Here is a 23,104-nt window from a genome sequence, read left to right on the forward strand (position 1 = left end):
GTGTCCACGTCGCTGAGCGGCTACCGGGTCGCGGTGACGTCAGCGCGCCGCGCTGACGAGCTCTGCACGCTGCTGCGGCGCCACGGCGCGTCGGTCTGCGCAGCCCCGGCCATCACCATGATTGACTTGACCGACGACGTTGTATTGCGCGCGCGCACCCAATCATTGATCGAGACACCGCCCGACGTCCTGGTGGTGACGACCGCCATGGGCTTCCGCGGCTGGATCGCCGCCGCTGAAGGATGGGGCATCGCCGACCAGCTGATCGCGGCCCTGGCCACCGCCCGCATCGTGGCCCGTGGGCCGAAGGCCGTCGGAGCTTTGCGCACCGTGGGTTTACCCGAGGAGTGGTCGCCCGATTCTGAATCATCATCCGCGATGGTCGATTACCTGAAGTCCGATATTGCCGGCTCCCGCCTGGCAGTACAGCTACACGGCACCACCGGCGACTGGGATCCGGCCCCCGAGCTGCTCGACCAATTTCGTAAGGCTGGCGCCGAAGTCCTACCCATCCCCGTCTATCGGTGGCGGCCGGCCCAGCGAGGCGGAGAGTTCGACCAGCTGACCTCCCAGATCGCCCAACGCCAGTTCGACGCGGTCAGCTTCACCTCGGCCGCCGCCGTGATGGCGACGCTGACACGCGCCGCCGATCTCGGCATCTCTGACGCCCTGCTTCTCGCCCTGCGGTCTGACGTGCACGCGATGTGCGTCGGGCCCCTGACTGCGCGGCCCCTGGCGCTCCTCAATGTGCCGACCTCGTCACCGCGACGAATGCGGCTGGGGGCGTTGGCCCGCCATATCGTCGACGAGCTGCCTCGACTGCGCACCCACACCGTTCATGCCGCCGGCCACCGAATCGAAGTCCGCGGCAATTGCGTGATCGTCGACGGGGTGCCCAAGCCGATATCGCCCTCCGGTATGGCGACGTTACGGGCGCTGGCTCACCAGCCCGGCAGAGTCGTCTCGCGAGAGACCCTCCTCCAAGCGTTACCCGGCAACGGCGCCAGCACTCATGCGGTGGAGACCGCCGTGCTGCGGCTGCGGACCACCTTGGGCGACAAGAATATTGTCGCCACAGTCGTCAAGCGAGGGTATCGGCTGGCCGTGGACCAAGTGGACCAGGAAGCCGGCTAGGCGACCGCCCGCTCCGAGAAGGTCTGGCCGATCTGCACGTAGCCGTCGGCGGTGATCTGAGTCGGGTACACCCGCACCGAGACGTTCGGGTCATCCAGGCAGCTGCCGTCGTCGAGCGCAAACGCCTGCTTCTTCAGCGGCGAGATGACCGACAGCCGGCCGCCGCGATCACCGACGATCCCGCGCGACAGCACCGCCGCCCGGAAGAACGGGTCGATGTTGCACACCGCGCGCACCGAACCGTCGTCAAGCCGGAACAGGGCCGCCTGCTCACCGTTGGCGAGCAGGACACCAACGCCGAGTCCGGGAATCAGACTGTCGTAGCGGCACGCGGTGGTCCAAGTGTCGATGGTGCTGTTGTTCATGATTCCTCCTCAGATGAGCGCAGGACCGGGACGGGTAACGGGACTTTGCGGCCGTCACGCACGGTGAACGCGACGGTCGGGTCTTCGGCGTCGGGGGCGTTGACGAACGACACGAACCGCGACAACTTCTCCGGGTCGTCGAGCACGCCCTTCCACTCGTCGGCGTAGTTGTCGACGTGGCGGGCCATCTCCGCCTCGAATTCCTCGGCGAGCCCCAGGGAGTCGTCGCAGACGACCTCGCGGACGTGGTCGAGTCCGCCTTCCATCGACTCGATCCACGGTGCCGTGCGCTGCAACCGATCTGCGGTGCGGATGTAGAACATCAGGAACCGGTCGATGTAACGGAACACGGTCTCGGTGTCGAGGTCACTGGCGAGCAACTGCGCGTGCTTGGGCGACATGCCACCGTTGCCACCGACGTAAAGGTTCCAACCGATCTCGGTGGCGATCACGCCGACGTCTTTGCCGCGCGCCTCGGCGCACTCCCGGGCACAACCCGACACGCCCATCTTGATCTTGTGCGGGGCGCGCAGCCCGCGGTAGCGCAGCTCCAAGTCGATGGCCAGCTTCACGGAGTCCTGCTGCCCGTAGCGGCACCAGTCGCTGCCCACGCAGCTTTTCACCGTCCGCAACGACTTGCCGTACGCCTGACCGGATTCCATGCCGGCGTCGACCAGTTTGCGCCAGATTGCCGGCAGCTGATCCACCCGGGCACCGAACATGTCGATGCGCTGCCCGCCGGTGATCTTGGTGTAAAGACCGAATTCCTGGGCGATCTGGCCGATCAGGATCAGGTGCTCGGGCTTGATCTCACCGCCGGGCACCCGCGGAACCACTGAGTAGCTGCCATTGCGCTGAATGTTGGCCAGGAAGTGGTCGTTGGTGTCCTGCAGGGCCGCCTGCTCGCCCTCGAGGATGTGGTCGGATCCGGTGGACGCCAGGATGGAGGCGACGGTTGGCTTGCAGATATCGCAGCCGTAGCCCGTGCCGAACCGATCCAGCAGTTCGGAGAAGGTGCGGATTCCGGTGACCTGGATGATCTCGAACAGCTCGGCGCGCGACTGCGCGAAGTGTTCGCACAGCGCCTTGGACTGCTCGACGCCCTCGGCGATCAGCAACTCTTTGAGCAGCGGAATGCAGGATCCGCACGAGGTTCCCGCTTTGGTGCAGTCCTTCAGGCCCTGCACATCGTGGCAGCCGCCGGCGATCGCGTCGCACAACTGCTGCTTGCTGACGTTGTTGCAGGAGCAGATCTGTGCCGCGCCAGGCAACGCGCTGATCCCCAAGGCGCTCTTGCTGTCGCCGGAGCCGGCCGGGGCGATCAGGTCCAGCGGATCGCCGGGCAGCTCGGCGCCGACCATCGGGCGCAGCACACCGTAAGAGGAAGCGTCGCCGACCAGGATTCCGCCGAGCAGCGTCTTGGCGTCGTCGGAGAGCACCAGCTTGGCGTAGGTCCGCTTCACCGGATCGTTGACCACAACCGACAGCGAGTTCTCGGTCGCCCCCATCGCGTCGCCGAAGCTGGCCACGTCGACGCCGAGCAGCTTGAGCTTGGTGGACATGTCGGCCTCGCCGAATTCGGCCGCACCGTCCAGCAGGCGGTCGGCGACCACCTCGGCACTGGTGTAGCCGGGCCCGACCAGCCCGTAGCAGACGCCTTCGATGGCGGCCACCTCGCCGATCGCGTACACATCGGACTCGCTGGTCCGACAGGACAGATCGGTCAACACACCGCCGCGCTCGGCGATCGCCAGGCCGGCCTCCCGAGCCAGCTCGTCGCGCGGGCGCACCCCGGCGGCGAAGATCACCAGTCCGGCCTCGATCGCGGTGCCGTCGGAGAGCTGCACCCGCAGGCTGGGCGAGCCGTATTGGTGAGTCAGCTGCTCGATGGACTCGGTACCCACGCCGACGTGCACCGCGATACCCAGGTCCGAGATCATCCGGCTCAGCAGCACACCGCCGGCGTCGTCGAGTTGTTGCGGCATCAGTCGCGGCGCCATCTCGACGATGTGCGGTTCGATCCCGGACGCGCGCAGCGCGTTCGCGGCTTCCAGCCCCAGCAGGCCGCCCCCGATCACCACTCCGGCGCGGGTGTTTCCGGCTTCCAGCATGCACTCGATGTCGGCCCGGATTCCGTCCAGATCGTCCAAGGTCCGGTAGACGTGGCACCCGGGCAGATCGTGGCCCGGCACCGGGGGGACGAACGCGCGCGACCCCGTCGCCAGTACCAGGGTGTCGTAGCCGTAACGCTGCCCATCCGCCGCGAGCACCGACTTGTCGGCCAGGTCGAGCTTCTCGACCCGGGTGCTCAGCATCAGCCGCACCTGCTCGTCGTCGGCGTAGTCATTGCCCGGCAGCGCCAGCCGGGACCGGTCCCACCCGTCGGTGTAGGAGGTCAACCCGACCCGGTCGTAGGCGGGATCGGACTCTTCGGCGAGCACCGTGACCCGCCAGTTTCCGCTGCCGGACCTGCTGCGCAGGGCCTCCACGAAGCGGTGCCCCACCATGCCGTGTCCGACCACGACAAGGTCTTTGACGGCGCGCGGGGTTTCGATCGTGGTCATGCGAATGACGTTAGGAAGGTGATGTTGCAGGAATATCGCCATGCGTTACAACCATGTGACGGACCGCTGTGAGATTGGTGGCGGGCCCGCTGTGAGGTTGTTGACTGCCTACCGGTACGCAGGCCGTTCACCCTCGGCGAACACGGAACTTTAGCGTGGTTGACTCAAGTTGCATCCGGTGACGGACCGGTACCCGACCGGCACGCAAGCAACCACCGCGAGGAGACACCCATGAGCACCCTGACTCTGTGGCAGCGTCCATTCAAGTCCTATTCAAGCCACCCCTTCAGCCCCGCCTTCGACACCGACGGCTGGGTCCGCGACTTCTTCAGCCCGGCCACCGCCACCGACTGGCGGACGCCCACAGCGAGCGGGTTCAGCCCGGCCGCCGAGATCACCAAGGACGGCGACGACGCCGTGGTCCGGCTTGAACTGCCCGGCATCGACGTCGACAAGGACGTGACCGTCGAACTCGACGGCGGTCGCCTGGTGGTGCGCGGCGAACGCCGCGACGAGCACGCCGAGACCGACGCCGACACCCACCGCACGCTGCGCGAGGTGCGCTATGGAGCGTTCCGCCGTTCGTTCGCGGTTCCGGCGCACGTAACCGGCGACGCCGTGACGGCGTCGTACGACGCCGGCGTACTCACGGTCCGGGTAGCCGGCGTATACGCGGGCGCCCAGCCGCAAACCATCGCCATCACCAAATAGCAGAGCCGCGTAGGCCGGCTCAGCGCCGAGAGGCCCGAAAACCCCCGCACACGCCGGTGTGCGGGGGTTTCGGCGTCCAAACACGTAATGTGCGCAACGTGATCTGTCTCACGTTCCGTTCCCCATGTGATTAGCATCGGGTGTACGTACTGTGATCCGTACCACCCGAGGAGGTCTGGTGTCGAGCACTACCGAACTCGCCGAACTGCACACCCTGATCGGTGACCTGCGGCGTTGCGTGCTGGGGCTGAAGACCCGGTTTGGGGACATTCCCGGAATGCGCCGCATCGAGCTGGACGCGGAGCGCATCCTCACCGACGTCCAACTCCTCGAATCCGATGCCGGTGAGATGGACTTGGAGCGCTGGGCGGCCGAGCGGTCGCACGAGAAGATCACCATCCCCGACACCGAATACGACAGTGAATTCTGGCGTGACGTCGACGACGAAGGCGTCGGCGGCCAAGGCAGGTACTGACCCACACCGGGTGCTGCTTGCGGCCAAGGGGCGCCCTCCGACGAACTGAGCCGAAGGGAACCCCACCAGATGAGCGCACCCGCCGTGAACCGTCCCGGCCCCGGCGTCTTCTCGGCGACTCGCGCACGGATCGCGAATCGCACCCTGCGTACCGACCGCTGGTGGCTCTCGCCGCTGCGGGTGAACCTCGGACTGGACGCGTTCATCATCTACGCGACCATCCGGTCGTTCTGGGGCAGCGCCTACTGGGTTGACAAGTACCACTACCTGACGCCGTTCTACTCGCCGTGCATCAGCGCGTCGTGCGTGCCCGGGTCAAGCCACCTCGGCGTCTGGTTGCCGGAATTCCCCCGGTGGATCCCCTTGGGGGCGTTGGTATTGCCCTTCCTGCTCTGTTTTCGGCTCACCTGCTACTACTACCGCAAGGCCTACTACCGGGCCTTCTGGCAGTCGCCGACGGCGTGCGCGGTTCCCGAGCCTCGAGCCCACTACACCGGTGAGACCCGATTCCCGCTGATCCTGCAGAACAGCCACCGCTACTTCTTCTACGCCGCGTTCGCGCTGGCCGCGCTCAATACCTATGACGCGTTCGCCGCGCTGCACTCCGACGACGGGCCCGGCGGATTCGGCTTCGGCGTCGGCAATATCGTGCTGTTCGCGAACGTGGCGATGCTGTGGGCCTACACCGGCGGCTGCCACTCCTGCCGGCACATCTTCGGCGGTCGCCTCAACCACTTCTCCAAACACCCGGTCCGCTACTGGTTCTGGACGAAGATCAGCTGGTTCAACGGCCGGCACCAGCAGTTCGCCTGGATCACCCTGGGCACGCTGGCCTTCACCGACCTCTACGTCGCACTGGTGTCCAGCGGCGTCATCACCGATTTCCGGTTCGTCGGCTGACTGCCGCGATCACACGAAGGGTAAGCGAGAATTCATGGTTGAAGTCGAACGGCACTCCTACGACGTGGTCGTGATCGGTGCCGGCGGCGCTGGCCTGCGCGCGGTGATCGAAGCTCGCGAACAGGGCCTGAGCGTGGCGGTGGTGTGCAAGTCGCTGTTCGGTAAGGCGCACACCGTGATGGCCGAGGGCGGTTGCGCGGCGTCGATGGGCAACGTCAACTCCAAGGACAACTGGCAGGTGCACTTCCGCGACACCATGCGTGGCGGGAAGTTCCTCAACAACTGGCGGATGGCCGAACTGCACGCCCGGGAAGCACCGGAGCGGGTCTGGGAGTTGGAGACCTACGGCGCGCTGTTCGACCGCACCCCCGACGGAAAGATCAACCAGCGCAACTTCGGTGGCCACACCTACCCGCGGCTGGCCCACGTCGGAGACCGCACCGGTCTCGAGCTGATCCGCACCATGCAGCAGAAAGTGGTTTCGCTGCAACAGGACGACTACGCCCAGTTCGGTGACTACGAGGCGCGGATCAAGATCTTCCACGAGTGCACCATCACCGAACTGCTCAAAGACGAAGCAACCGGCGCTATTTCGGGTGCCTTCGGCTACTGGCGGGAAAGCGGCAACTTCGTATTGTTCGAAGCGCCGGCGGTGGTGCTGGCCACCGGCGGCATCGGTAAGTCGTTCAAGGTGACGTCGAACTCCTGGGAGTACACCGGCGACGGGCACGCGCTGGCGCTGCGGGCCGGCGCGACGCTGATCAACATGGAGTTCGTCCAGTTCCACCCGACCGGGATGGTGTGGCCGCCCAGCGTCAAGGGGATTCTGGTCACCGAGGGCGTGCGCGGCGACGGCGGAGTGCTCAAGAACTCCGACGGAACCCGGTTCATGTTCGACTACATCCCGCCGGTGTTCAAGGGCCAGTACGCCGAGACCGAGCAAGAGGCCGATCAGTGGCTCAAGGACAACGACTCGGCCCGCCGCACCCCCGACCTGCTGCCGCGTGACGAGGTGGCCCGCGCCATCAACTCCGAAGTCAAAGCCGGACGCGGTTCGCCGCACGGCGGGGTGTTCCTCGATATCGCCTCACGGCTCACGCCGGAGGAGATCAAGCGCCGGCTGCCCTCGATGTATCACCAGTTCATGCAGCTGGCCGAGGTCGACATCACCAAGGACGCAATGGAAGTCGGCCCCACCTGCCACTACGTGATGGGTGGCATCGAGGTCGACCCGGACACTGGCGCGGCGGCGGTGCCCGGACTGTTCGCCGCCGGTGAATGCTCCGGCGGGATGCACGGTTCCAACCGGCTGGGCGGCAACTCCCTGTCGGACCTGCTGGTGTTCGGCCGCCGCGCCGGTTTAGGCGCCGCGCAGTACGTGCAGGGTCTGGACACCCGCCCTGCGGTGACACCGGCAGCGCTGGAGGCCGCCGCCGAGCTGGCACTGGCCCCGTTCAACGGTCCATCCGGCGGCGCCACGCCGGAGAACCCGTACACCCTGCACTCCGAGCTGCAACAGTCGATGAATGACTTGGTCGGCATCATCCGTAATGCCGGCGAGCTGGAACAAGCCCTGGTCCGCATCGAGGAGTTCAAGGCCCGGTTCGGGGCCCTCACCGTCGACGGTGGACGGCACTACAACCCGGGCTGGCATCTGGCCGTCGACCTGCGCAACATGCTGCTGGTCAGCGAATGCGTGGCCAAAGCCGCACTGCAACGCACCGAGAGCCGCGGCGGGCACACCCGCGACGACTACCCGGGGATGGACTCCAACTGGCGCAAAACCCTACTGGTCTGCCGGGTTTCGGACCACAGCGCCGTTCCCGACATCACGATCACCCCGGAGCCTCAGACCGGGATGCGCGAGGACTTGTTGGAGCTGTTCGAGATCTCCGAACTGGAGAAGTACTACACCGACCAAGAGCTGGCGCAACATCCGGGACGGAGAGCGTAATGACACACAACGCCCACCTGCGAGTCTGGCGCGGTGACGTTGACGGCGGTGGACTTCAGGATTTCGAGGTCGAGGTCAACGAGGGCGAGGTGGTTCTCGACGTCATCCACCGCCTGCAGGCCACCCAGACCCCGGACCTGGCGGTGCGCTGGAACTGCAAGGCCGGCAAGTGCGGATCATGTTCGGCGGAGATCAACGGGCTCCCGCGACTGCTGTGCATGACGCGGATGTCGACGTTCGCCCCGGATGAGACGATCACGGTGACCCCGGTGCGGACCTTTCCGGTGATTCGCGACCTGGTCACCGATGTCTCGTTCAACTACCAGAAGGCCCGCGAGATGCCGGCTTTCAAGCCCCCGGCGGATCTCAAGCCCGGTGAGTACCGGATGCAGCAGGTGGATGTGGAGCGCTCCCAGGAGTTCCGCAAATGCATCGAGTGCTTCCTGTGCCAGAACGTCTGCCACGTCATCCGGGACCACGAGGAGAACAAGCCACGGTTCTCCGGGCCTCGGATGTTCATCCGGCTCGCGGAGTTGGACATGCACCCGCTGGACGCCGCCGACCGGCGTGACTTCGCCCAGGACGACGCCGGTCTGGGACTGTGCAACATCACCAAGTGCTGTACCGAGGTCTGCCCGGAGCACATCACGATCACCGACAACGCCATCATCCCGATGAAGGAACGGGTGGCTGGGAACCGCTATGACCCGGTGGTCTGGCTCGGTCGAAAGATCTTCCGCCGCAAGGCCGACTGACGCTAGGTTCCCAGGAACGTCATCGGGTCGTGTAAAACCCGGGTGCCGTCGTGCAGGCCGTCCAGGGTGGCCATGTCGGCCTCGGACAGCTCGAACTCGAAGACGTCCAGGTTCGCCGCAACCCGCTCAGGATTGCCGGACCGTGAGATCACCGCGTTGCCGCACTGCAGATTCCACCGGATCAAGATCTGCGCCGGCGTTCTTCCATGCGCGCTCGCCAGCGCCGTCACCGCGGGGTCATCGAGCAGCCGTCCCACGCCCAGCGGGCTGTAGGACTGGGTGACGATGTCGCGGTTGGCGTTGACGTCGCGAAGCTCGGCCTGGTTGAGCCGCGGATGCAGTTCGATCTGGTTGATCGCCGGGGTCACGCCGGTCTCGTCGATCACCTCGGTCAGGTGTTCCTCGGTGAAGTTGCACACCCCGACCGACTGCACCAGGCCGGCGTCGCGGGCCTCGATCATCGCTTCGAAGCTCTCCACATACTTGCCCAGCTGCGGTGCCGGCCAATGGATGAGGTACATGTCGATGTAGTCCAGACCGAGCTGCTCCAGGCTGTGTTCACAGGCCTGCTTGGCAGCCGAGTAGCCCTGACTGGAAGTGCCCAACTTGGTGCTGACGAACAACTCGGAACGCGGCACACCGGACGCCTCGATCGCCCGTCCCACCACGGCTTCGTTGCCGTAGGACGCGGCGGTGTCGATCAGCCGGCAGCCGCTTTCCAGGGCTGCCAGCACCGATGCCTCGGTCTGCTCGTCGGACAGTTTTGCGACCCCGAGACCCAGCACGGGCATGGCCACCTCGTCATTGAGGGCCACCTGGGGAATCGACATTGAAGTATCTGCGGCGGATTCCAACTCGAATGAAATCGTCATCTCTTCGACCTACACATTCCGTTACTTTGCCATCACTAGTTACGTGTCGATCAGCTGGGAAACCAGCTGCTACTGGCCAGTTTTCACTATCTGGCGATTGCCGCGCCGATGCGGCCGCGGAAGCTTCAGCGCTTCTGCACGTCCCGTTCTACCGACGCAGTCGAACGGTGGTCAACAGGTGATAGGTAATAAACCGGCCGCGAAGTGAACCCGCTCACAATGCTTCTGGCATGACCCGGCTACTGCGGAATGGCGGCCCAGCCACCTTCACGCTGCAGCAGTGCGATCAAGGCATCGGCGACGCCCGGCGCCGCGGCGACGCACACCTCGCCGCTGTCGATCTCCGGCCCGGGCAGCACCACCCGTGCCCCCGCCTCCACGGCGATCAGCGCTCCGGCGGCGTAGTCCCACGGCTTGATCCCATGCTCGTAGTACGCGTCCAGCCGCCCGGCAGCGACCATGCACAGGTCCAGCGCGGCCGAACCGATCCGGCGGACGTCACGCACTGCCGGCAACAGCCGGGCGAGCAACGCCGCCTGGGCGGCCCGGCGCCGGGGCGAATAGCCGAACCCGGTGCCCAGCAGCACCAGCGACAACTCGCTCACATCGGTGCAGCGCAGCCCAACAGTTCCCTGCTCATCGGCGACCCGCGCGCCCAATCCGGCGCCGGCAGAATAGATCCGGCCACCGACCACGTCTGCAACCGCGCCGGCTACCGACACCCCGCCGATCTGCGCTGCCACCGAAACCGCGTAGGCGGGGACGTCGTACATGAAGTTCACCGTGCCGTCGATCGGGTCGACCACCCAGGTGACCAGACCCGGTTCACCTCCGGAGAGGTCGCCGGAACCTCCGCCTTCCTCGCCCAGCACCGCGTCACCGGGCCGCAGCTGTGTCAGCCGATCCCGGATGAGGCTCTCGGTCTCGGTGTCGACCACAGTGACCGGATCGGTCGGGCTGCTTTTCGTCTGGACCAGGCCAGAGGACGACTCGACCCCTTGCGCGCCGAACACCTCGGCGCGTCGACGCCGGACGAAGGCGGCGGCCTCGGCTACCAGCGTCTCGGCCGTGGACCTCAGTTGCACGGGGTCACTACTGAGATTCGCCATCTGCCCATACCAACACATCCGCTGCGGCTGGCGCACGAACCGCCGTGACCACTCGTCAGTGTGCCGGCGGCGTGATCCGGTCGGCTACGACGGTGACCAGAACCCGAGTCTCGGGCCCGCCGGTGAAATTGGGATACGGCACGCCCAGATACTTCTGTGAGATCTCGTCGATGCTGGCGGCAGCATCTTCGGTCGTCGTATCAACGACACGTCCGCGCACCGCGTAGTAGCGGCTAGTGTCGTCGGGGTCGACGACGTTGATCGCCACCCGCGCGTCGCGGGCGATGTTGCGGGCCTTCTGCGCCCCGTCGACGATGTTGATCACAACATGCTCGCCGTCGGTCGTCACCCAGGTCTGCGTGAGGTGCGGCGCCCCATCCGGCATCAACGTGGCGATGAAGCACAGGCTGGGTCGCCGGAGCAGATCGAGCAGTTCCTCCGGAAGTGGCATGGTTGGCTCCTCACCATGTGCAGGCGTCAGGTCTGGACACAACAGCGGGCGGGTGCCACCGGTCCGGCGATCAGCCTCCGAGACGGCGAAAACCGCTGCGGTGGAACACGATCGGCGCGACCTCCGGGTCGACGGTCAATTCACAGACCCGCAGCACCACGATGGTGTGGTCCCCGGCGGGCACCAACTGTTCGATGGCGCTGCCCAGCCACACGCCGGTGCCCTTGATGAATACCGCTCCGTCGTTGGTCACCGTCTCCAGCCCGGCGAACCGATCACCGGTCTTGGCGGCCAGGGTGCGCGCCGCGACGTCGTGCGCCTCGCCGAGCACGCTGATGCCCAACCGGGGCGAGTCCTTGAGTTTGGGCCACGTCGTCGAGGTGTTCTGCACGCAGAAGGACACCAGGGGCGGCTCCAACGAGACCGGCACGAAGGTGCTCGCCGCCAGGCCGACCCGAACACCATCGATCTCGGCCGCCACCGCCACCACTCCGGACGGGAAATGCCCGAAGGCTTCCCGCAGCGACGACGGGGTGAGCGGGGTCAGGTTGCTCGCGGAACTCACGTGGGGATTCACCGGGGACTCATTCGCCTCGTCTGGTCTGGTCGCCCAGAACCCTACCCGCCGCCCCCTGGCCTCGGCAGATCGGCCGCTGAGGACCGCTTTCCCGAGGCGAGACCAACCGGTTGGTTACCCCAACAAAGGACATAGCTCACACCAGCTTGCACTATGGCTACTGGCGAGTATATTTCAGGTTACGTTACTGGTGGGTAACTTAATCCCGAGTACCCAACCATCAGGTGGCATTCCATGAGGAGGAAGCAGTGAGCCACTACAAGAGCAATGTCCGTGACCAGGTGTTCAACCTGTTCGAGGTGTTGGGCCTGGACCAGGTCTTCGGCGAGGGCGACTACGCCGACCTGGACATCGACACCGCTCAGGAAATGCTTGGCGAGATGGTCCGCCTGGCCGAGGGCCCGATTGCCGAATCGTTCGTCGACGGCGACCGCAACCCGCCGGTGTTCGACCCGGCCACCCACTCGGTGACGCTGCCCGAGTCCTTCAAGAAGTCGGTGCGCGCCCATCTGGAAGGCGGCTGGGACCGGGTCGGGGTCATCGAGGAGCTCGGCGGCATTCCGATGCCCAAGGTCCTGATGTGGGCGCTGCAGGAGCACATCCTGGGCGCCAACCCGGCGGTGTGGATGTACGGCGGCGGCGCCGGCTTCGCCAACATCTTCTACAACATCGCCACCGAAGAGCAGAAGAAGTGGGCCATCCTCGCCGCCGAGCGCGGCTGGGGCTCGACGATGGTGCTGACCGAGCCGGACGCCGGCTCGGACGTGGGCGCCGGCCGCACCAAGGCCGTCCAGCAGGAGGACGGCTCGTGGCACATCGACGGTGTCAAGCGGTTCATCACCTCGGCTGACTCCGACGACCTGTTCGAGAACATCTTCCACCTCGTGCTGGCCCGCCCGGAGGGCGCGAAGCCCGGCACCAAGGGCCTGTCGCTGTTCTTCGTCCCGAAGTTCCTGTTCGACTTCGAGACCGGTGAGCTCGGCGAGCGTAACGGCGCGTTCGTCACCAACGTCGAGCACAAGATGGGCCTGAAGGTCTCGGCCACCTGCGAGCTGACCTTCGGCCAGCACGGCGTACCGGCCAAGGGCTGGCTGGTCGGCGAGGTGCACAACGGCATCGCGCAGATGTTCGACGTGATCGAGCAGGCCCGGATGATGGTGGGCACCAAGGCCATCGCGACGCTGTCCACCGGCTACCTCAACGCACTCGAGTACGCCAAGGAGCGGGTGCAGGGCGCCGACCTGACCCAGATGACCGACAAGTCCGCGCCGCGGGTGACCATCACCCACCACCCGGACGTCCGCCGGTCGCTGATGACCCAGAAGGCCTACGCCGAGGGTCTGCGCGCGCTGTACATGTACACCGCCACTTTCCAGGACGAAGCGGTCGCCAAGGCGCTGCACGGTGTCGACGCCGACCTGGCGGTCCGGATCAACGACCTGATGCTGCCGATCGTCAAGGGTGTCGGCTCCGAGCAGGCCTACGCCAAGCTCACCGAGAGTCTGCAGACCCTGGGTGGTTCGGGCTTCCTGCAGGACTACCCGATCGAGCAGTACATCCGTGACGCCAAGATCGACTCGCTCTACGAGGGCACCACGGCAATTCAGGCGCAGGACTTCTTCTTCCGCAAGATCATCCGCGACAAGGGCACCGCACTGGGCCACGTCGCGGGCGAGATCGAGACGTTCATCAAGAACGAGACCGGCAACGGGCGACTGAAGGCCGAGCGGGAGCTGCTGGCCACCGCGCTGGCCGACGTGCAGGGCATGGCGGCGACGCTGACCGGCTACCTGATGGCCGCGCAGGAGGACATCTCCAGCATCTACAAGGTCGGCCTGGGTTCGGTGCGCTTCCTGATGAGCGTCGGCGACCTGATGATCGGCTGGCTGCTGGCCCGCCAGGCCGCGGTGGCGGTAGCGAAGCTCGATGCAGGCGCCGAGGGCGCCGACCGCTCCTTCTACGAGGGCAAGATCGCGGTGGCGTCGTTCTTCACCAAGAACTTCCTGCCGTTGCTGACCAGCACTCGCTCGGTGATCGAGAACATCGACAACGACATCATGGAGCTCGACGAAGCGGCGTTCTAGACGCCGCGCACAGACCGCGCAGGCCCCCGGGGAGACCCCTTGGGGGCCTGTTGCATTGTTGGGTCGCCCTTCCCTCGACCTAGGCTTGTCCTGATTTGTGGGATGCATGTCGTAGACGCCACCGGGGCTGATCGCTGACACTGAGGGCATGACACGCAAGGTCGTCATCCTCGGCTATCCGGGCATCCAGGCGCTGGATGTTTTCGGGCCGGCGGAGGTCTTCGCCACCGCAACGCTCGTCCTGCTCGGTCAGGGCCGCGGCGAGGACGGCTACCAGGTCACGGTGGCGAGCGTCGACGGCGCACCGATCGCCACCAGCAGCGGGCTGGCGCTCACCCCGGGACCACTGCCCGAGCCGGACGAGCCCGTCGACACCCTGGTGCTGCCCGGCGGCGTCGGCGTCCAGGCGGCGCAGTCCGACCCGGAAACCGTCGACTGGGTCCGCCGCGCCTCGGCCCACACCCGGCGGGTGGTCAGCGTGTGCACCGGCGCGTTCCTGGCCGCGCAGGCGGGGCTGCTCGACGGGTGCCGGGCCAACACACTGGGCGTTCGCCGACGCACTGGCCCGGGAGTTCCCCAACGTCACCGTCGACCCGGAGCCCATCTTCGTGCGCAGTTCGGCGTCGGTGTGGACCGCGGCCGGGGTCACCGCCGGCATCGACCTGGCCCTGGCGTTGGTGGAAGACGACTACGGAACCGAGGTGGCGCAGACCGCGGCTCGTTGGCTGGTGTTGTATCTGCGACGCCCCGGCGGCCAGTCCCAGTTCGCGGTTCCCGCTTGGCTGCCGCGATCCCGCCGCGCGCCGATCCGTGATGTGCAGGAGCTGATCGAATCCGAACCCGGTGGCCCGCATCGGATTACCGAGCTGGCGTCGCGGGCCTCGATGAGTCCCCGGCACTTCACCCGGGTCTTCACCGACGAGGTGGGGATGGCGCCGGGCGCGTACGTGGAGCGGGTGCGTACCGAGGCCGCACGGCGACAGCTCGAGGAGACCGACGACACCGTCGTCGCGATCGCCGGACGCTGCGGATTCGGCACCGCGGAAACCCTGCGGCGCACCTTCATTCGCCGACTCGGCATCTCACCCGATCACTACCGCAAGACCTTCGCCTGAAAGGAAAGACCCATGCAGATCGCCGTTGTGCTCTACCCCGGCTTCACCGCGCTGGACTTCATCGGCCCCTACGAGGTGTTGCGCTGGCTCCCGGATGCGCAGGTGCGCTTCGTGTGGCACGAGCCGGGGCCGATCACCGCCGACTCCGGGGTACTGGTGGTCGGGGCAACCCACTCGTTCGACGAGACGCCCTCCCCCGACGTGATCCTGATCCCCGGCGGGATGACGACCATGGAACATGCCCGCGACGACAAGCTGCTGGACTGGGTCCGGGCCGCCCACCAGACGGCAACATGGACAGCGTCGGTGTGCTCGGGCTCGGTCGTGCTGGGCGCCGCCGGGCTGCTCACCGGCAAGCGCGCCACCTCGCACTGGATGGCGCTGCCCGCGCTCAAGACCTTCGGCGCCACCGCGGTCGGCGACGAGCGCATCGTGCACGAGGGAGACATCGTCACCTGTGCGGGGGTGTCGGCCGGTATCGACCTGGGATTGTGGCTGGCCGGCCAGATCGGCGGCGAGGGCCGCGCCAAGGCCATCCAGTTGTCGATGGAATACGACCCGCAGCCGCCGTTCGACTCCGGCCACACCTCGAAGGCCTCGGTGCAGACCAAGGCGGCGGCCACCGCGCTGATGGCCAGGGAGCTGGCGAAGCCGGCCCAATTGAAGGCCAGCGCGCTGCTGCTGTGGGATCAGGCGATCGGCGCCGTTCGGAACCGACGCGCTCAAACGGTCCGCCGCTGAATCCCCTCAGTTCAACGGCGGACCGGAGCAGGTTGCTTCGCGGTGCCACCGGGGGCGAGCGGCCACGCGAAGCGAACCGTTGTCTCGACTACCCGGCGACGGCGCGGGCCAAACGTCTACCCCTCGAGGATGGCGGCCACGCCCTGGCCGCCGGCGGCGCAGATCGAGATCAGCGCACGCACCGGCTTGTTCTTCGCTGTGCCCTTCTTGGCTGCCTTCGCCTCGGCGATCTGCTTGGCCGCCTGCGCCACGATCCGCCCGCCGGTGGCCGCGAACGGGTGCCCGGCCGCCAGCGACGAGCCATTGACGTTGAGCTTGGACCGGTCGATGGCGCCCAGCGCCGAGTCCAGTCCCAGCCGCTCCTTGCAGTACTCCTCGGACTCCCAGGCCTGCAGGTGGCACAACACCGTGGCGGCGAACGCCTCGTGGATCTCGTAGAAGTCGAAGTCCTGCAGGGTCAGGCCGTTGCGCGCCAACAGTCGCGGCACCGCATAGGTCGGGGCCATCAGTAGGCCGTCGGCGCCGTTGACGTAGTCCACCGCGGCCGTCTCGGCGTCGACGAAGTACGCCAGCGGAGTCAGCTTGCGCGCGGCGGCCCACTCCTCGCTGGCCAGCAGCGCCACCGACGCGCCGTCGGTGAGCGGGGTGGAGTTGCCGGCGGTCATGGTGGCGTCACCGGCCTTCGCGCCGAACACCGGCTTGAGCGTGGCGAGCTTCTCCGGGCTGGACTGGGGCCGCAAGTTGTCGTCGCGGTAGAGGCCCTGGAACGGCGTCACCAAGTCGTCGAAGAAGCCGCGGTCATAGGCGGCGGCCATATTGCGGTGGCTGGCGGCGGCCAGCTCATCCTGGTCGACGCGCTTGATGCCCATCTGCTTGGTGGTGATGGCCTGGTGCTCGCCCATGGAAAGGCCGGTCCGCGATTCTTTGTTGGCCGGGATTTCCACGCCCAGTGCGGCGGGCAGCTTGCCGGCCAGCTTGAGGCGCTGCACATTCGACTTCGACCGGCGCAGCGCGAGCAGCGTGCGGCGCAGTTCGTTGCCGATTGCCAGGGGTGCGTCCGAGGTGGTGTCCACCCCGCCGGCGGCGGCCACCTCGTAGCGACCGGCGGCGATCCCGTCGGCGGCGCAGATCGCCGCCTGCAGCCCGGTGCCGCAGGCCTGCTGCAGGTCGAAGGCCTGCGTGTAGGGCGACAGTGCGGAGCCCAGCACCGATTCGCGGATCAGGTTGAAGTCGCGGCTGTGCTTGAGCACCGCCCCGCCGATCACCGCGTCCAGCTTCTCGCCGGCCAGGCCGAACCGATCGACGAGGCCGCCCAGCGCCGCGGTGAACATGTCCTGGTTGGACGCGTTCGCGTAGGCGCCGTCGGAACGCGCGAACGGAATGCGATTGCCCCCGAGGACGGCGACCCGACGTCGTGTGCCAGTGGTTGCCTCAGCGGGCTTAGCAGCAGATGCAGATGCCACGATCTCTCCGTTTGATGGTGGGTCCCCCCGCATTGCCGGGGACGGTCGGGCTGATACTACCCAGTATTCTTACTCTGGAGTAAGTTCGTTGTCGACACCGTAGCCCGCACCAGGCACATCCCCACATGGAAGGCAGCTCAGTGGCACCCAAGCTCTCATCCGACCTGTTGTCCCAGATCCTCAACTCCGCACCCGGATCTTTCCTGTCCAAGCAGCTCGGCGTCCCGCAGGCCGAGACCCTGCGCCGCTACCGGGTCGGCGAGCCGGCGCTGGCCGGACCCCTGCTGATCGGTGGGTCGGGCCGGGTGGCCGAGCCGCTGCGGGCCGCACTGGCCGACGACTACGAGCTGGTCGGCGACAACCTGGGCGGTCGCTGGGCCGACTCGTTCGGCGGACTGGTCTTCGACGCCACCGGCATCACCTCGCCCGCCGGGCTGACCGCACTGCACGAGTTCTTCACCCCGCTGTTGCGCAACGTGGGGCGCTGCGGGCGTCTGGTCGTCGTCGGCACCACCCCCGAGGCGACCGGCAGCGCCGACGAGCACATCGCCCAGCGCGCACTCGAGGGTTTCACCCGCTCTCTGGGCAAGGAACTGCAGCGCGGCGCAACGGTGCAGCTGGTGTACCTGTCGCCGGACGCCAAGCCCGGCGCCACCGGCCTGGAATCGACGCTGCGATTCATTCTCTCGGCCCGCTCGGCCTACGTCGACGGCCAGGTGTTCTACGTGGGCGCCGACGACGCGACGGCCCCCGCCGACTGGGACCGCCCCCTGGAGGGCAAGGTCGCGATCATCACCGGCGCGGCGCGCGGCATCGGCGCCACCATCGCCGAGGTGTTCGCCCGGGACGGCGCCAAGGTGGTGGCGATCGACGTGCCGGCAGCCGCCGAGGCACTGGAGAAGACGGCCTCCCGGGTAGGTGGCACCGCACTGGCACTGGACGTCACCGCCGACGACGCGGTGGAGCAGATCGCCGCGCACCTCGCCGAACACCATGGCGGCAAGGCCGACGTGCTGGTCAACAACGCCGGCATCACCCGCGACAAGCTGCTGGCCAACATGGACGACGCCCGATGGAACGCCGTCTTGGCCGTGAACCTGCTTGCGCCGCAACGTCTCACCGAAGGTCTGGTCGCCAACGGAAGCATCGGTGAGGGCGGCCGGGTGATCGGCCTGTCGTCGATGGCCGGCATCGCGGGCAACCGCGGCCAGACCAACTACGCGGCCACCAAAGCCGGCATGATCGGCTTGACCGAAGCGCTGGCTCCGACACTGGCCAAGAAGGGCATCACGATCAATGCCGTCGCCCCGGGGTTCATCGAAACCGAGATGACGGCAGCGATCCCGCTGGCCACCCGTGAGGTGGGCCGTCGGCTCAACTCGCTGTTCCAGGGCGGTCAGCCCGTCGATGTCGCCGAGTTGATCGGCTACTTCGCCAGCCCGGCATCGAATGCGGTGACCGGCAACACCATCCGGGTCTGCGGCCAAGCCATGCTGGGTGCGTGAATGGCATGACACAACCAAGTGGCCTGAGAAACATGGTGCGTGCGGTCGCCGGGGCGCTGCCCTTCATTCCGCGCACTCAAACCCTGCCGAACCGGACCCTGCGGGTCGACGAGCTGACCATCGACCCCAACCACGTCGCCGCGTACGCGGCCGTCACCGGGCTGCGTTTCGCCGATCAGGTCCCGCTGACCTATCCCTTCGCGCTGACCTTCCCCACCGTGATGGAGCTGGCGACCGGGTTCGACTTCCCGTTCGCCGCAATGGGATCGGTGCACACCGAGAACCGGATCACCCGACACCGCCCGATCGCGGTCACCGACACCGTCGCAGTGACCGTGCGGGCAGAGAACCTGCGGGAGCACCGCAAGGGCCTGCTGGTCGACATCGTCACCGACCTCAACGTGGGTAACGACCCGGCCTGGCATCAGGTGACGACGTTCTTGCATCAGCAGCGCACCAGCCTGTCCGACGAGCCGAAGCCCCCACCGGCCAAGCAGCCCAAACTGGGCCCGCCCAACGCGGTGCTGCGGGTCACCCCGGCACAGATTCGGCGCTACGCGTCGGCCGGCGGCGATCACAACCCGATCCACACCAGCTCGATCGGCGCCAAGCTGTTCGGATTCCCCACCGCTATCGCGCACGGGATGTTCTCCGCAGCAACGGTTCTGGCCAACATCGAAGGTGCGCTTCCGGACGCGGTGGACTACGCGGTGCGGTTCGGCAAGCCGATGTTGCTGCCGGCCAGCCCCGGCCTCTACATCGACAAGGTGGACGGCGGCTGGGATCTGGCGCTGCGCAATATCGCCAAGGGTTACCCCTACCTGACCGGGGCGGTGCGGGCGCTGTAGCGCCCGCACCGCTGTTGCGAATCAGACGTTGTCGACCGCGAGGCCGGCCGCCTTCAGCAGGTTGGCCTTGCTGACCTCCCAGCGAGCGCTGACGACGTCGATGCCCCACACCGGGATCGACATCACCAGCCCGCGGACGACCACCATCACCGTGTCCATGTAGGCCCGCGCCGAGAAACTCGGAGCCGGTGCGGGTAACGCTTCGGCGGAGGTGACGGCCAGTCCGTAGATGTGTTGCTCCAGCGACTTCACGGTCTTGGCCAGTTGCGGGTCCGTCCAACACGCCACCCACAGCTGAGCGACCGAAAGTGCTTGGGGCGTGGTGAATTCACGCCAGATCAGGTCGAGATACCCGTTCAGGTCGAGCGTGGCGGCCGCCGCCGTCTCTTCGAAGTGGATGCGGGCCTGATTCGCCAATTCGAAGGCGAGCTGCGCGACCGCCGCGGTCACCAGGTCATCACGGGTCGGGAAGTGGTACATGACCGTGCTCTGCGACACGTTCGCGGCGCCGGCGACTCGGCGCGTCGTCACCGCGACCACACCCTCGGTCCGCAGGAGTTCGACCGCCGCGCTCACCAGCGCCTGACGCGTCGCGACGCGCTGCTCGGCCCGCGTGGCATTTTTCATTGGGATTCCCCTATTGCGTTGATAGGTGCGTCACAGCTAATCTGACTAATCAGATGAACAGTGAACTGAGGTTCTGCCACCATTCCTGCTGGTCAGGCCTGACGGCAGTGCCTCCAGGACATTGTAAGGACACATATGCGCTTCACGTTTCGTCTTGACCGCTCGATTGCATACCCCGCCACCGGCGGATGCTCGCCGCTCACTTAGACGCACAAGGAGATAGCCATGCACCGCACTGCCCGTCGTCCCTGGATCCCAGTGGGCCTGGCCCTGTTAGGTGCCGGCACCCTCGCCGCCACCCCGGTGGCACTGCCCACGCCCAACCTCCATAACCCGGCGGTGCAACTCACCGCCGGGGAGTTCGACCCCATCATCCCGTGGGTGGACGCCTTCAACACCGCATCCGCCAATGTCACAGCCCTTTCCGACTTCTTCTTCGAAGCCCCCGCCGCGACCTGGCAACAAGCGATCGTCAACCAGATCGGCTACCTGGGCCAACTCGTTCAAAATCCGGGGAGCATCGGGGACATCTTCACCCAGATCGGTGATCACCTGCAGACCGCATCGGAGTCCTTCGTGCTGGGCGGCGCTCCCGACGAGGTGATAAGTGCGACGCTTCCACACACGCTCGAGGCCGCCCACACTCAGCTCTACAACCTGCTTCCCCTGGTGTTGGAAGCCTTCCTCCAGCTGGACCCGGCAACCGTGGACAGTGTGATGACGACGGTGGATTACCTGGCGTCACCGCTGAGCGGCGTGCTCATGGGCCTGGTCGGCCCCTTCGTCAGCCCAATCGTGGAGTTGGTCAACAGCGTCGAGGTCATCACAGACGATCTCAGCGGCGACAACCCGGACGTCACAGCGGCGCTCAACGATCTGATCAACATCCCCGCCAACCTCACCAACGCCTTCCTCAACGGGGCCACCCTCGACCTCTCTGGCCTGCTACCACTGCTGTCGGAGGAGGGCATCTTGCCCGAAGGTGTCGTCTTCACCTCCCTGGGCATCGCGTTTGGGGGACTGCTCACGCCCGGGGCCACCGACGGCACCATCCCGGACAATCTCGGCATCGGCGGCTCGTTGTTCAACGCGCTCGCCTTCGTCATGCAAAGCCCGCTTCCCGCCGGCATCGGGGGTGTGCCGGTTGGGCCCATGGGCGCCCTGGAGAGCTTGTCGCAGATTCTCGCAGGGGCAATCGGCTGGGATGGCACAGGAAATCCGTTAGCCGACCTGACCTTTCCCACCCTTCCCACCGACGTAGCCGACCCTGGGGACGCCCTCAGCACCGACCTCGGCTGGCTGGGTCTCTGAATCCGCGCCAGTCCAAACGAATACCTGTCAAAGTTTTATCGAAGATCTGCCAGAGGGAGTTGCCGTGAATAACACGAAGTTTCGTTCGCTGGGTGCCGTGTCGTTGGCGATCACCGGGGCCCTTACCCTGGGTGCCATACCGGCACTGCAACCGACGTGGACCATCGGGGCCAAAACCGTGCTCGCCCAGGCGAAGTTGCTGGACACCGAGGCGTGGATCATGGGCGGCAGCGGCCTGCCGATCCCGCCCCAGAGCTACATGGACGCGCTCTTCGCCCGCTACATCGACCCCACCACCCCGTTCTTCCCGGGCCAGCCCAGCTACCCGGTGGATGCGACGAACCCCCTGTTCACGCCGGAAGGCCTCTACCCCAACAGCGGCGTCAAGAGCCTGGAACTGGATCCGTCGATCGCCCAGGGCGTCACCATCCTGCACGACACGATCAACAAGCAGATCGCTGAGGGGAACAACCTCGTCGTACTGGGCTACTCGCAGAGCACCACCATTTCCACCATCGTGATGCGCGACCTGTTGGCGCTGCCTCCCGACCAACAGCCGACCGCCGACCAACTCTCCTTCGTGCTGCTGGGTGCCCCCAACAATCCCAATGGCGGCCTGTTCGAGCGCTTCGATGTGTTGACCGATGGCAGCTACCCGACCATCCCGAGCCTGGGCATCACGTTCAACGGCGCCATCCCGGACGACGCCCCGTGGGCTACCAGCGTTTACACCCTGGAATACGACGGCTATGCCGACTTCCCGAAGTACCCGATCAATTTCCTGGCCGACCTCAACGCCGTCCTGGGCATCATCTACGAGCACACGATCTACCCGAGCCTGACCCCCGAACAGCTGGCGACGGCCATCGAAATGCCGGTGAGCGAGGATTACACCGGAAACGCCCAGTACTTCATGATTCCCAGCGAGATACTGCCGCTGTTGATGCCGCTGCAGTCGATCCCGGTCATCGGTCAGCCGATCTACGACCTCCTGGAACCGAGCATGCGGGTCCTGGTAGACCTCGGCTACGGCAGCACCACCGAAGGCTGGTCCGCCGGCCCGGCCGATGTGGCGGTGCCGTTCGAGTTGTTCCCGACAGACCTCAACTGGGGTGAGGTTCTGACGGCGCTGGGCAATGGGGCACAGGAGGGCTGGAATGCCTTCGTCAACGACCTGTCGAACCTGTCCTTCCCCAGTGCAGCCGATTTCCTGGGCCCCTCGGCGGGCGACGTCACGTCGTTCGCGTTGCCCAGCCTCAGCGAACTCGCCAACGCGGTCAGCAGCATCGCCGCGCAGGCTTACGCCACGCTGCTGCCGACCGCCGACATCCTCAACGCCCTGCTGACCACCGCACCGGCGTATGCCTTCGAGGTGTTCGCCCAGGAACTCTCCCAGGGCGACATCGTCGACGCCATCGGCCTGCCGGTTGCCGGCCTTGTCGGATTGGGCACGCTGGCAGCCGGTTTCGAGTACCTGGCACTCAACGGCGCGGTCGCAGGCATCACCGCGACCATCCAGGATCTCTTCACGGCCTAAAGGCCG

20 protein-coding genes and 1 pseudogene are annotated in these 23,104 nt (G+C 66.5%); 13 read left to right on the plus strand and 8 right to left on the minus strand.

From position 1 onward, the window contains the following. Entirely contained in the window at positions 1-1,134 is a 1,134-nt protein-coding gene (locus tag ABW16_RS17495; RefSeq protein ID WP_047320510.1) for a uroporphyrinogen-III synthase, read from the plus strand. Here ABW16_RS17495 and nirD read toward each other — a convergent pair. Then, positions 1,131-1,499, minus strand: coding sequence for a nitrite reductase small subunit NirD (gene nirD, locus ABW16_RS17500; protein ID WP_047320460.1), 369 nt, complete (start codon positions 1,497-1,499; stop codon positions 1,131-1,133). The genes ABW16_RS17495 and nirD overlap by 4 nt on opposite strands. After that, positions 1,496-4,063, minus strand: a complete 2,568-nt coding sequence (nirB, locus tag ABW16_RS17505; protein ID WP_047320461.1) for a nitrite reductase large subunit NirB — start codon at positions 4,061-4,063, stop codon at positions 1,496-1,498. The genes nirD and nirB overlap by 4 nt, the downstream gene beginning before the upstream one ends. A 231-nt stretch (positions 4,064-4,294) precedes the next feature. Between nirB and ABW16_RS17510 the strand changes: the two genes are divergently transcribed. From ABW16_RS17510 to ABW16_RS17530, 5 genes are all read left to right on the plus strand, one after another. Continuing rightward, on the plus strand, positions 4,295-4,774 hold the full coding sequence (locus ABW16_RS17510) for an Hsp20/alpha crystallin family protein (protein ID WP_047320462.1): 480 nt from the start codon (positions 4,295-4,297) through the stop codon (positions 4,772-4,774). Positions 4,775-4,952: 178 nt separating this feature from the next. After that, the gene (locus ABW16_RS17515; RefSeq protein ID WP_046286628.1) at positions 4,953-5,249 is read left to right on the plus strand and encodes a hypothetical protein; all 297 of its coding nucleotides are present in this window, start codon (positions 4,953-4,955) and stop codon (positions 5,247-5,249) included. A 69-nt stretch (positions 5,250-5,318) separates the two neighbouring features. Continuing rightward, on the plus strand, positions 5,319-6,149 hold the full coding sequence (locus ABW16_RS17520) for a hypothetical protein (RefSeq protein ID WP_047320463.1): 831 nt from the start codon (positions 5,319-5,321) through the stop codon (positions 6,147-6,149). Positions 6,150-6,183: 34 nt separating this feature from the next. Then, positions 6,184-8,103: a fumarate reductase/succinate dehydrogenase flavoprotein subunit gene (locus ABW16_RS17525; protein ID WP_047320464.1), complete on the plus strand. Its 1,920-nt coding sequence runs from the start codon at positions 6,184-6,186 to the stop codon at positions 8,101-8,103. Beyond that, positions 8,103-8,858: a succinate dehydrogenase/fumarate reductase iron-sulfur subunit gene (locus tag ABW16_RS17530; protein ID WP_047320465.1), complete on the plus strand. Its 756-nt coding sequence runs from the start codon at positions 8,103-8,105 to the stop codon at positions 8,856-8,858. Before ABW16_RS17525 ends, ABW16_RS17530 begins: the two co-directional genes overlap by 1 nt. A 2-nt stretch (positions 8,859-8,860) precedes the next feature. On the opposite strand, the gene ABW16_RS17535 is transcribed toward ABW16_RS17530, so the two are convergent. The 4 genes from ABW16_RS17535 to ABW16_RS17550 form a co-directional block, all read right to left on the minus strand. Beyond that, complete coding sequence (locus ABW16_RS17535; RefSeq protein ID WP_047320466.1) at positions 8,861-9,730, minus strand: aldo/keto reductase; 870 nt, start codon at positions 9,728-9,730, stop codon at positions 8,861-8,863. Between the two features lie 239 nt (positions 9,731-9,969). Continuing rightward, positions 9,970-10,839: an inositol monophosphatase family protein gene (locus ABW16_RS17540; RefSeq protein ID WP_047320467.1), complete on the minus strand. Its 870-nt coding sequence runs from the start codon at positions 10,837-10,839 to the stop codon at positions 9,970-9,972. 55 nt (positions 10,840-10,894) lie between these two features. Then, positions 10,895-11,290, minus strand: coding sequence for a TIGR03618 family F420-dependent PPOX class oxidoreductase (locus tag ABW16_RS17545; RefSeq protein WP_047320468.1), 396 nt, complete (start codon positions 11,288-11,290; stop codon positions 10,895-10,897). 70 nt (positions 11,291-11,360) lie between these two features. Beyond that, a complete protein-coding gene (locus ABW16_RS17550) occupies positions 11,361-11,837 on the minus strand; it encodes a flavin reductase family protein (protein ID WP_412178214.1) in 477 nt (158 codons plus the stop codon). A gap of 278 nt (positions 11,838-12,115) precedes the next feature. Between ABW16_RS17550 and ABW16_RS17555 the strand changes: the two genes are divergently transcribed. The 3 genes and pseudogenes from ABW16_RS17555 (at position 12,116) to ABW16_RS17565 (ending at position 15,807) form a co-directional block, all read left to right on the plus strand. Beyond that, the gene (locus ABW16_RS17555; RefSeq protein ID WP_047320512.1) at positions 12,116-13,951 is read left to right on the plus strand and encodes an acyl-CoA dehydrogenase; all 1,836 of its coding nucleotides are present in this window, start codon (positions 12,116-12,118) and stop codon (positions 13,949-13,951) included. A 148-nt stretch (positions 13,952-14,099) separates the two neighbouring features. Next, positions 14,100-15,066, plus strand: a pseudogene (locus ABW16_RS17560) (GlxA family transcriptional regulator). 12 nt (positions 15,067-15,078) lie between these two features. Further along, positions 15,079-15,807: a DJ-1/PfpI family protein gene (locus ABW16_RS17565; protein WP_047320469.1), complete on the plus strand. Its 729-nt coding sequence runs from the start codon at positions 15,079-15,081 to the stop codon at positions 15,805-15,807. Positions 15,808-15,923: 116 nt separating this feature from the next. Here the strand turns inward: ABW16_RS17565 and ABW16_RS17570 are convergent, their stop codons facing one another. Next, positions 15,924-17,303 (minus strand): acetyl-CoA C-acetyltransferase, encoded by a 1,380-nt coding sequence (locus tag ABW16_RS17570; protein WP_109519648.1) that lies wholly within the window; start codon positions 17,301-17,303, stop codon positions 15,924-15,926. Between the two features lie 107 nt (positions 17,304-17,410). Between ABW16_RS17570 and ABW16_RS17575 the strand changes: the two genes are divergently transcribed. Both ABW16_RS17575 and ABW16_RS17580 read left to right on the plus strand, forming a co-directional pair. After that, complete coding sequence (locus ABW16_RS17575; protein WP_047320513.1) at positions 17,411-18,775, plus strand: 3-oxoacyl-ACP reductase; 1,365 nt, start codon at positions 17,411-17,413, stop codon at positions 18,773-18,775. A 5-nt stretch (positions 18,776-18,780) separates the two neighbouring features. Continuing rightward, entirely contained in the window at positions 18,781-19,623 is an 843-nt protein-coding gene (locus ABW16_RS17580) for a MaoC/PaaZ C-terminal domain-containing protein (protein WP_047320514.1), read from the plus strand. 21 nt (positions 19,624-19,644) lie between these two features. On the opposite strand, the gene ABW16_RS17585 is transcribed toward ABW16_RS17580, so the two are convergent. Then, positions 19,645-20,250: a TetR/AcrR family transcriptional regulator gene (locus ABW16_RS17585; protein ID WP_047320471.1), complete on the minus strand. Its 606-nt coding sequence runs from the start codon at positions 20,248-20,250 to the stop codon at positions 19,645-19,647. A gap of 225 nt (positions 20,251-20,475) precedes the next feature. Between ABW16_RS17585 and gjpA the strand changes: the two genes are divergently transcribed. After that, entirely contained in the window at positions 20,476-21,561 is a 1,086-nt protein-coding gene (gjpA, locus tag ABW16_RS17590) for an outer membrane porin GjpA (RefSeq protein WP_131721517.1), read from the plus strand. 64 nt (positions 21,562-21,625) lie between these two features. After that, a complete protein-coding gene (locus ABW16_RS17595) occupies positions 21,626-23,098 on the plus strand; it encodes a PE-PPE domain-containing protein (protein WP_047320472.1) in 1,473 nt (490 codons plus the stop codon). Positions 23,099-23,104 lie beyond the last annotated feature (6 nt).

The organism is Mycolicibacter heraklionensis, from assembly GCF_001021505.1.
In the GTDB taxonomy this organism is placed as follows: Bacteria; Actinomycetota; Actinomycetes; order Mycobacteriales; family Mycobacteriaceae; genus Mycobacterium; species Mycobacterium heraklionense.

Excerpts from the sequence above, each read along its gene's own strand:
- ABW16_RS17570 (WP_109519648.1), bottom strand. The coding sequence starts at position 17,303 with ATGCGGGGGGACCCACCATCAAACGGAGAGATCGTGGCATCTGCATCT.
- nirD (WP_047320460.1), bottom strand. The coding sequence starts at position 1,499 with ATGAACAACAGCACCATCGACACTTGGACCACCGCGTGCCGCTACGAC.
- ABW16_RS17585 (WP_047320471.1), bottom strand. The coding sequence starts at position 20,250 with ATGAAAAATGCCACGCGGGCCGAGCAGCGCGTCGCGACGCGTCAGGCG.
- ABW16_RS17530 (WP_047320465.1), top strand. The coding sequence starts at position 8,103 with ATGACACACAACGCCCACCTGCGAGTCTGGCGCGGTGACGTTGACGGC.
- ABW16_RS17540 (WP_047320467.1), bottom strand. The coding sequence starts at position 10,839 with ATGGCGAATCTCAGTAGTGACCCCGTGCAACTGAGGTCCACGGCCGAG.
- ABW16_RS17520 (WP_047320463.1), top strand. The coding sequence starts at position 5,319 with ATGAGCGCACCCGCCGTGAACCGTCCCGGCCCCGGCGTCTTCTCGGCG.
- ABW16_RS17525 (WP_047320464.1), top strand. The coding sequence starts at position 6,184 with ATGGTTGAAGTCGAACGGCACTCCTACGACGTGGTCGTGATCGGTGCC.
- ABW16_RS17565 (WP_047320469.1), top strand. The coding sequence starts at position 15,079 with ATGCAGATCGCCGTTGTGCTCTACCCCGGCTTCACCGCGCTGGACTTC.
- ABW16_RS17580 (WP_047320514.1), top strand. The coding sequence starts at position 18,781 with ATGACACAACCAAGTGGCCTGAGAAACATGGTGCGTGCGGTCGCCGGG.
- ABW16_RS17510 (WP_047320462.1), top strand. The coding sequence starts at position 4,295 with ATGAGCACCCTGACTCTGTGGCAGCGTCCATTCAAGTCCTATTCAAGC.
- gjpA (WP_131721517.1), top strand. The coding sequence starts at position 20,476 with ATGCACCGCACTGCCCGTCGTCCCTGGATCCCAGTGGGCCTGGCCCTG.
- nirB (WP_047320461.1), bottom strand. The coding sequence starts at position 4,063 with ATGACCACGATCGAAACCCCGCGCGCCGTCAAAGACCTTGTCGTGGTC.
- ABW16_RS17535 (WP_047320466.1), bottom strand. The coding sequence starts at position 9,730 with ATGACGATTTCATTCGAGTTGGAATCCGCCGCAGATACTTCAATGTCG.
- ABW16_RS17545 (WP_047320468.1), bottom strand. The coding sequence starts at position 11,290 with ATGCCACTTCCGGAGGAACTGCTCGATCTGCTCCGGCGACCCAGCCTG.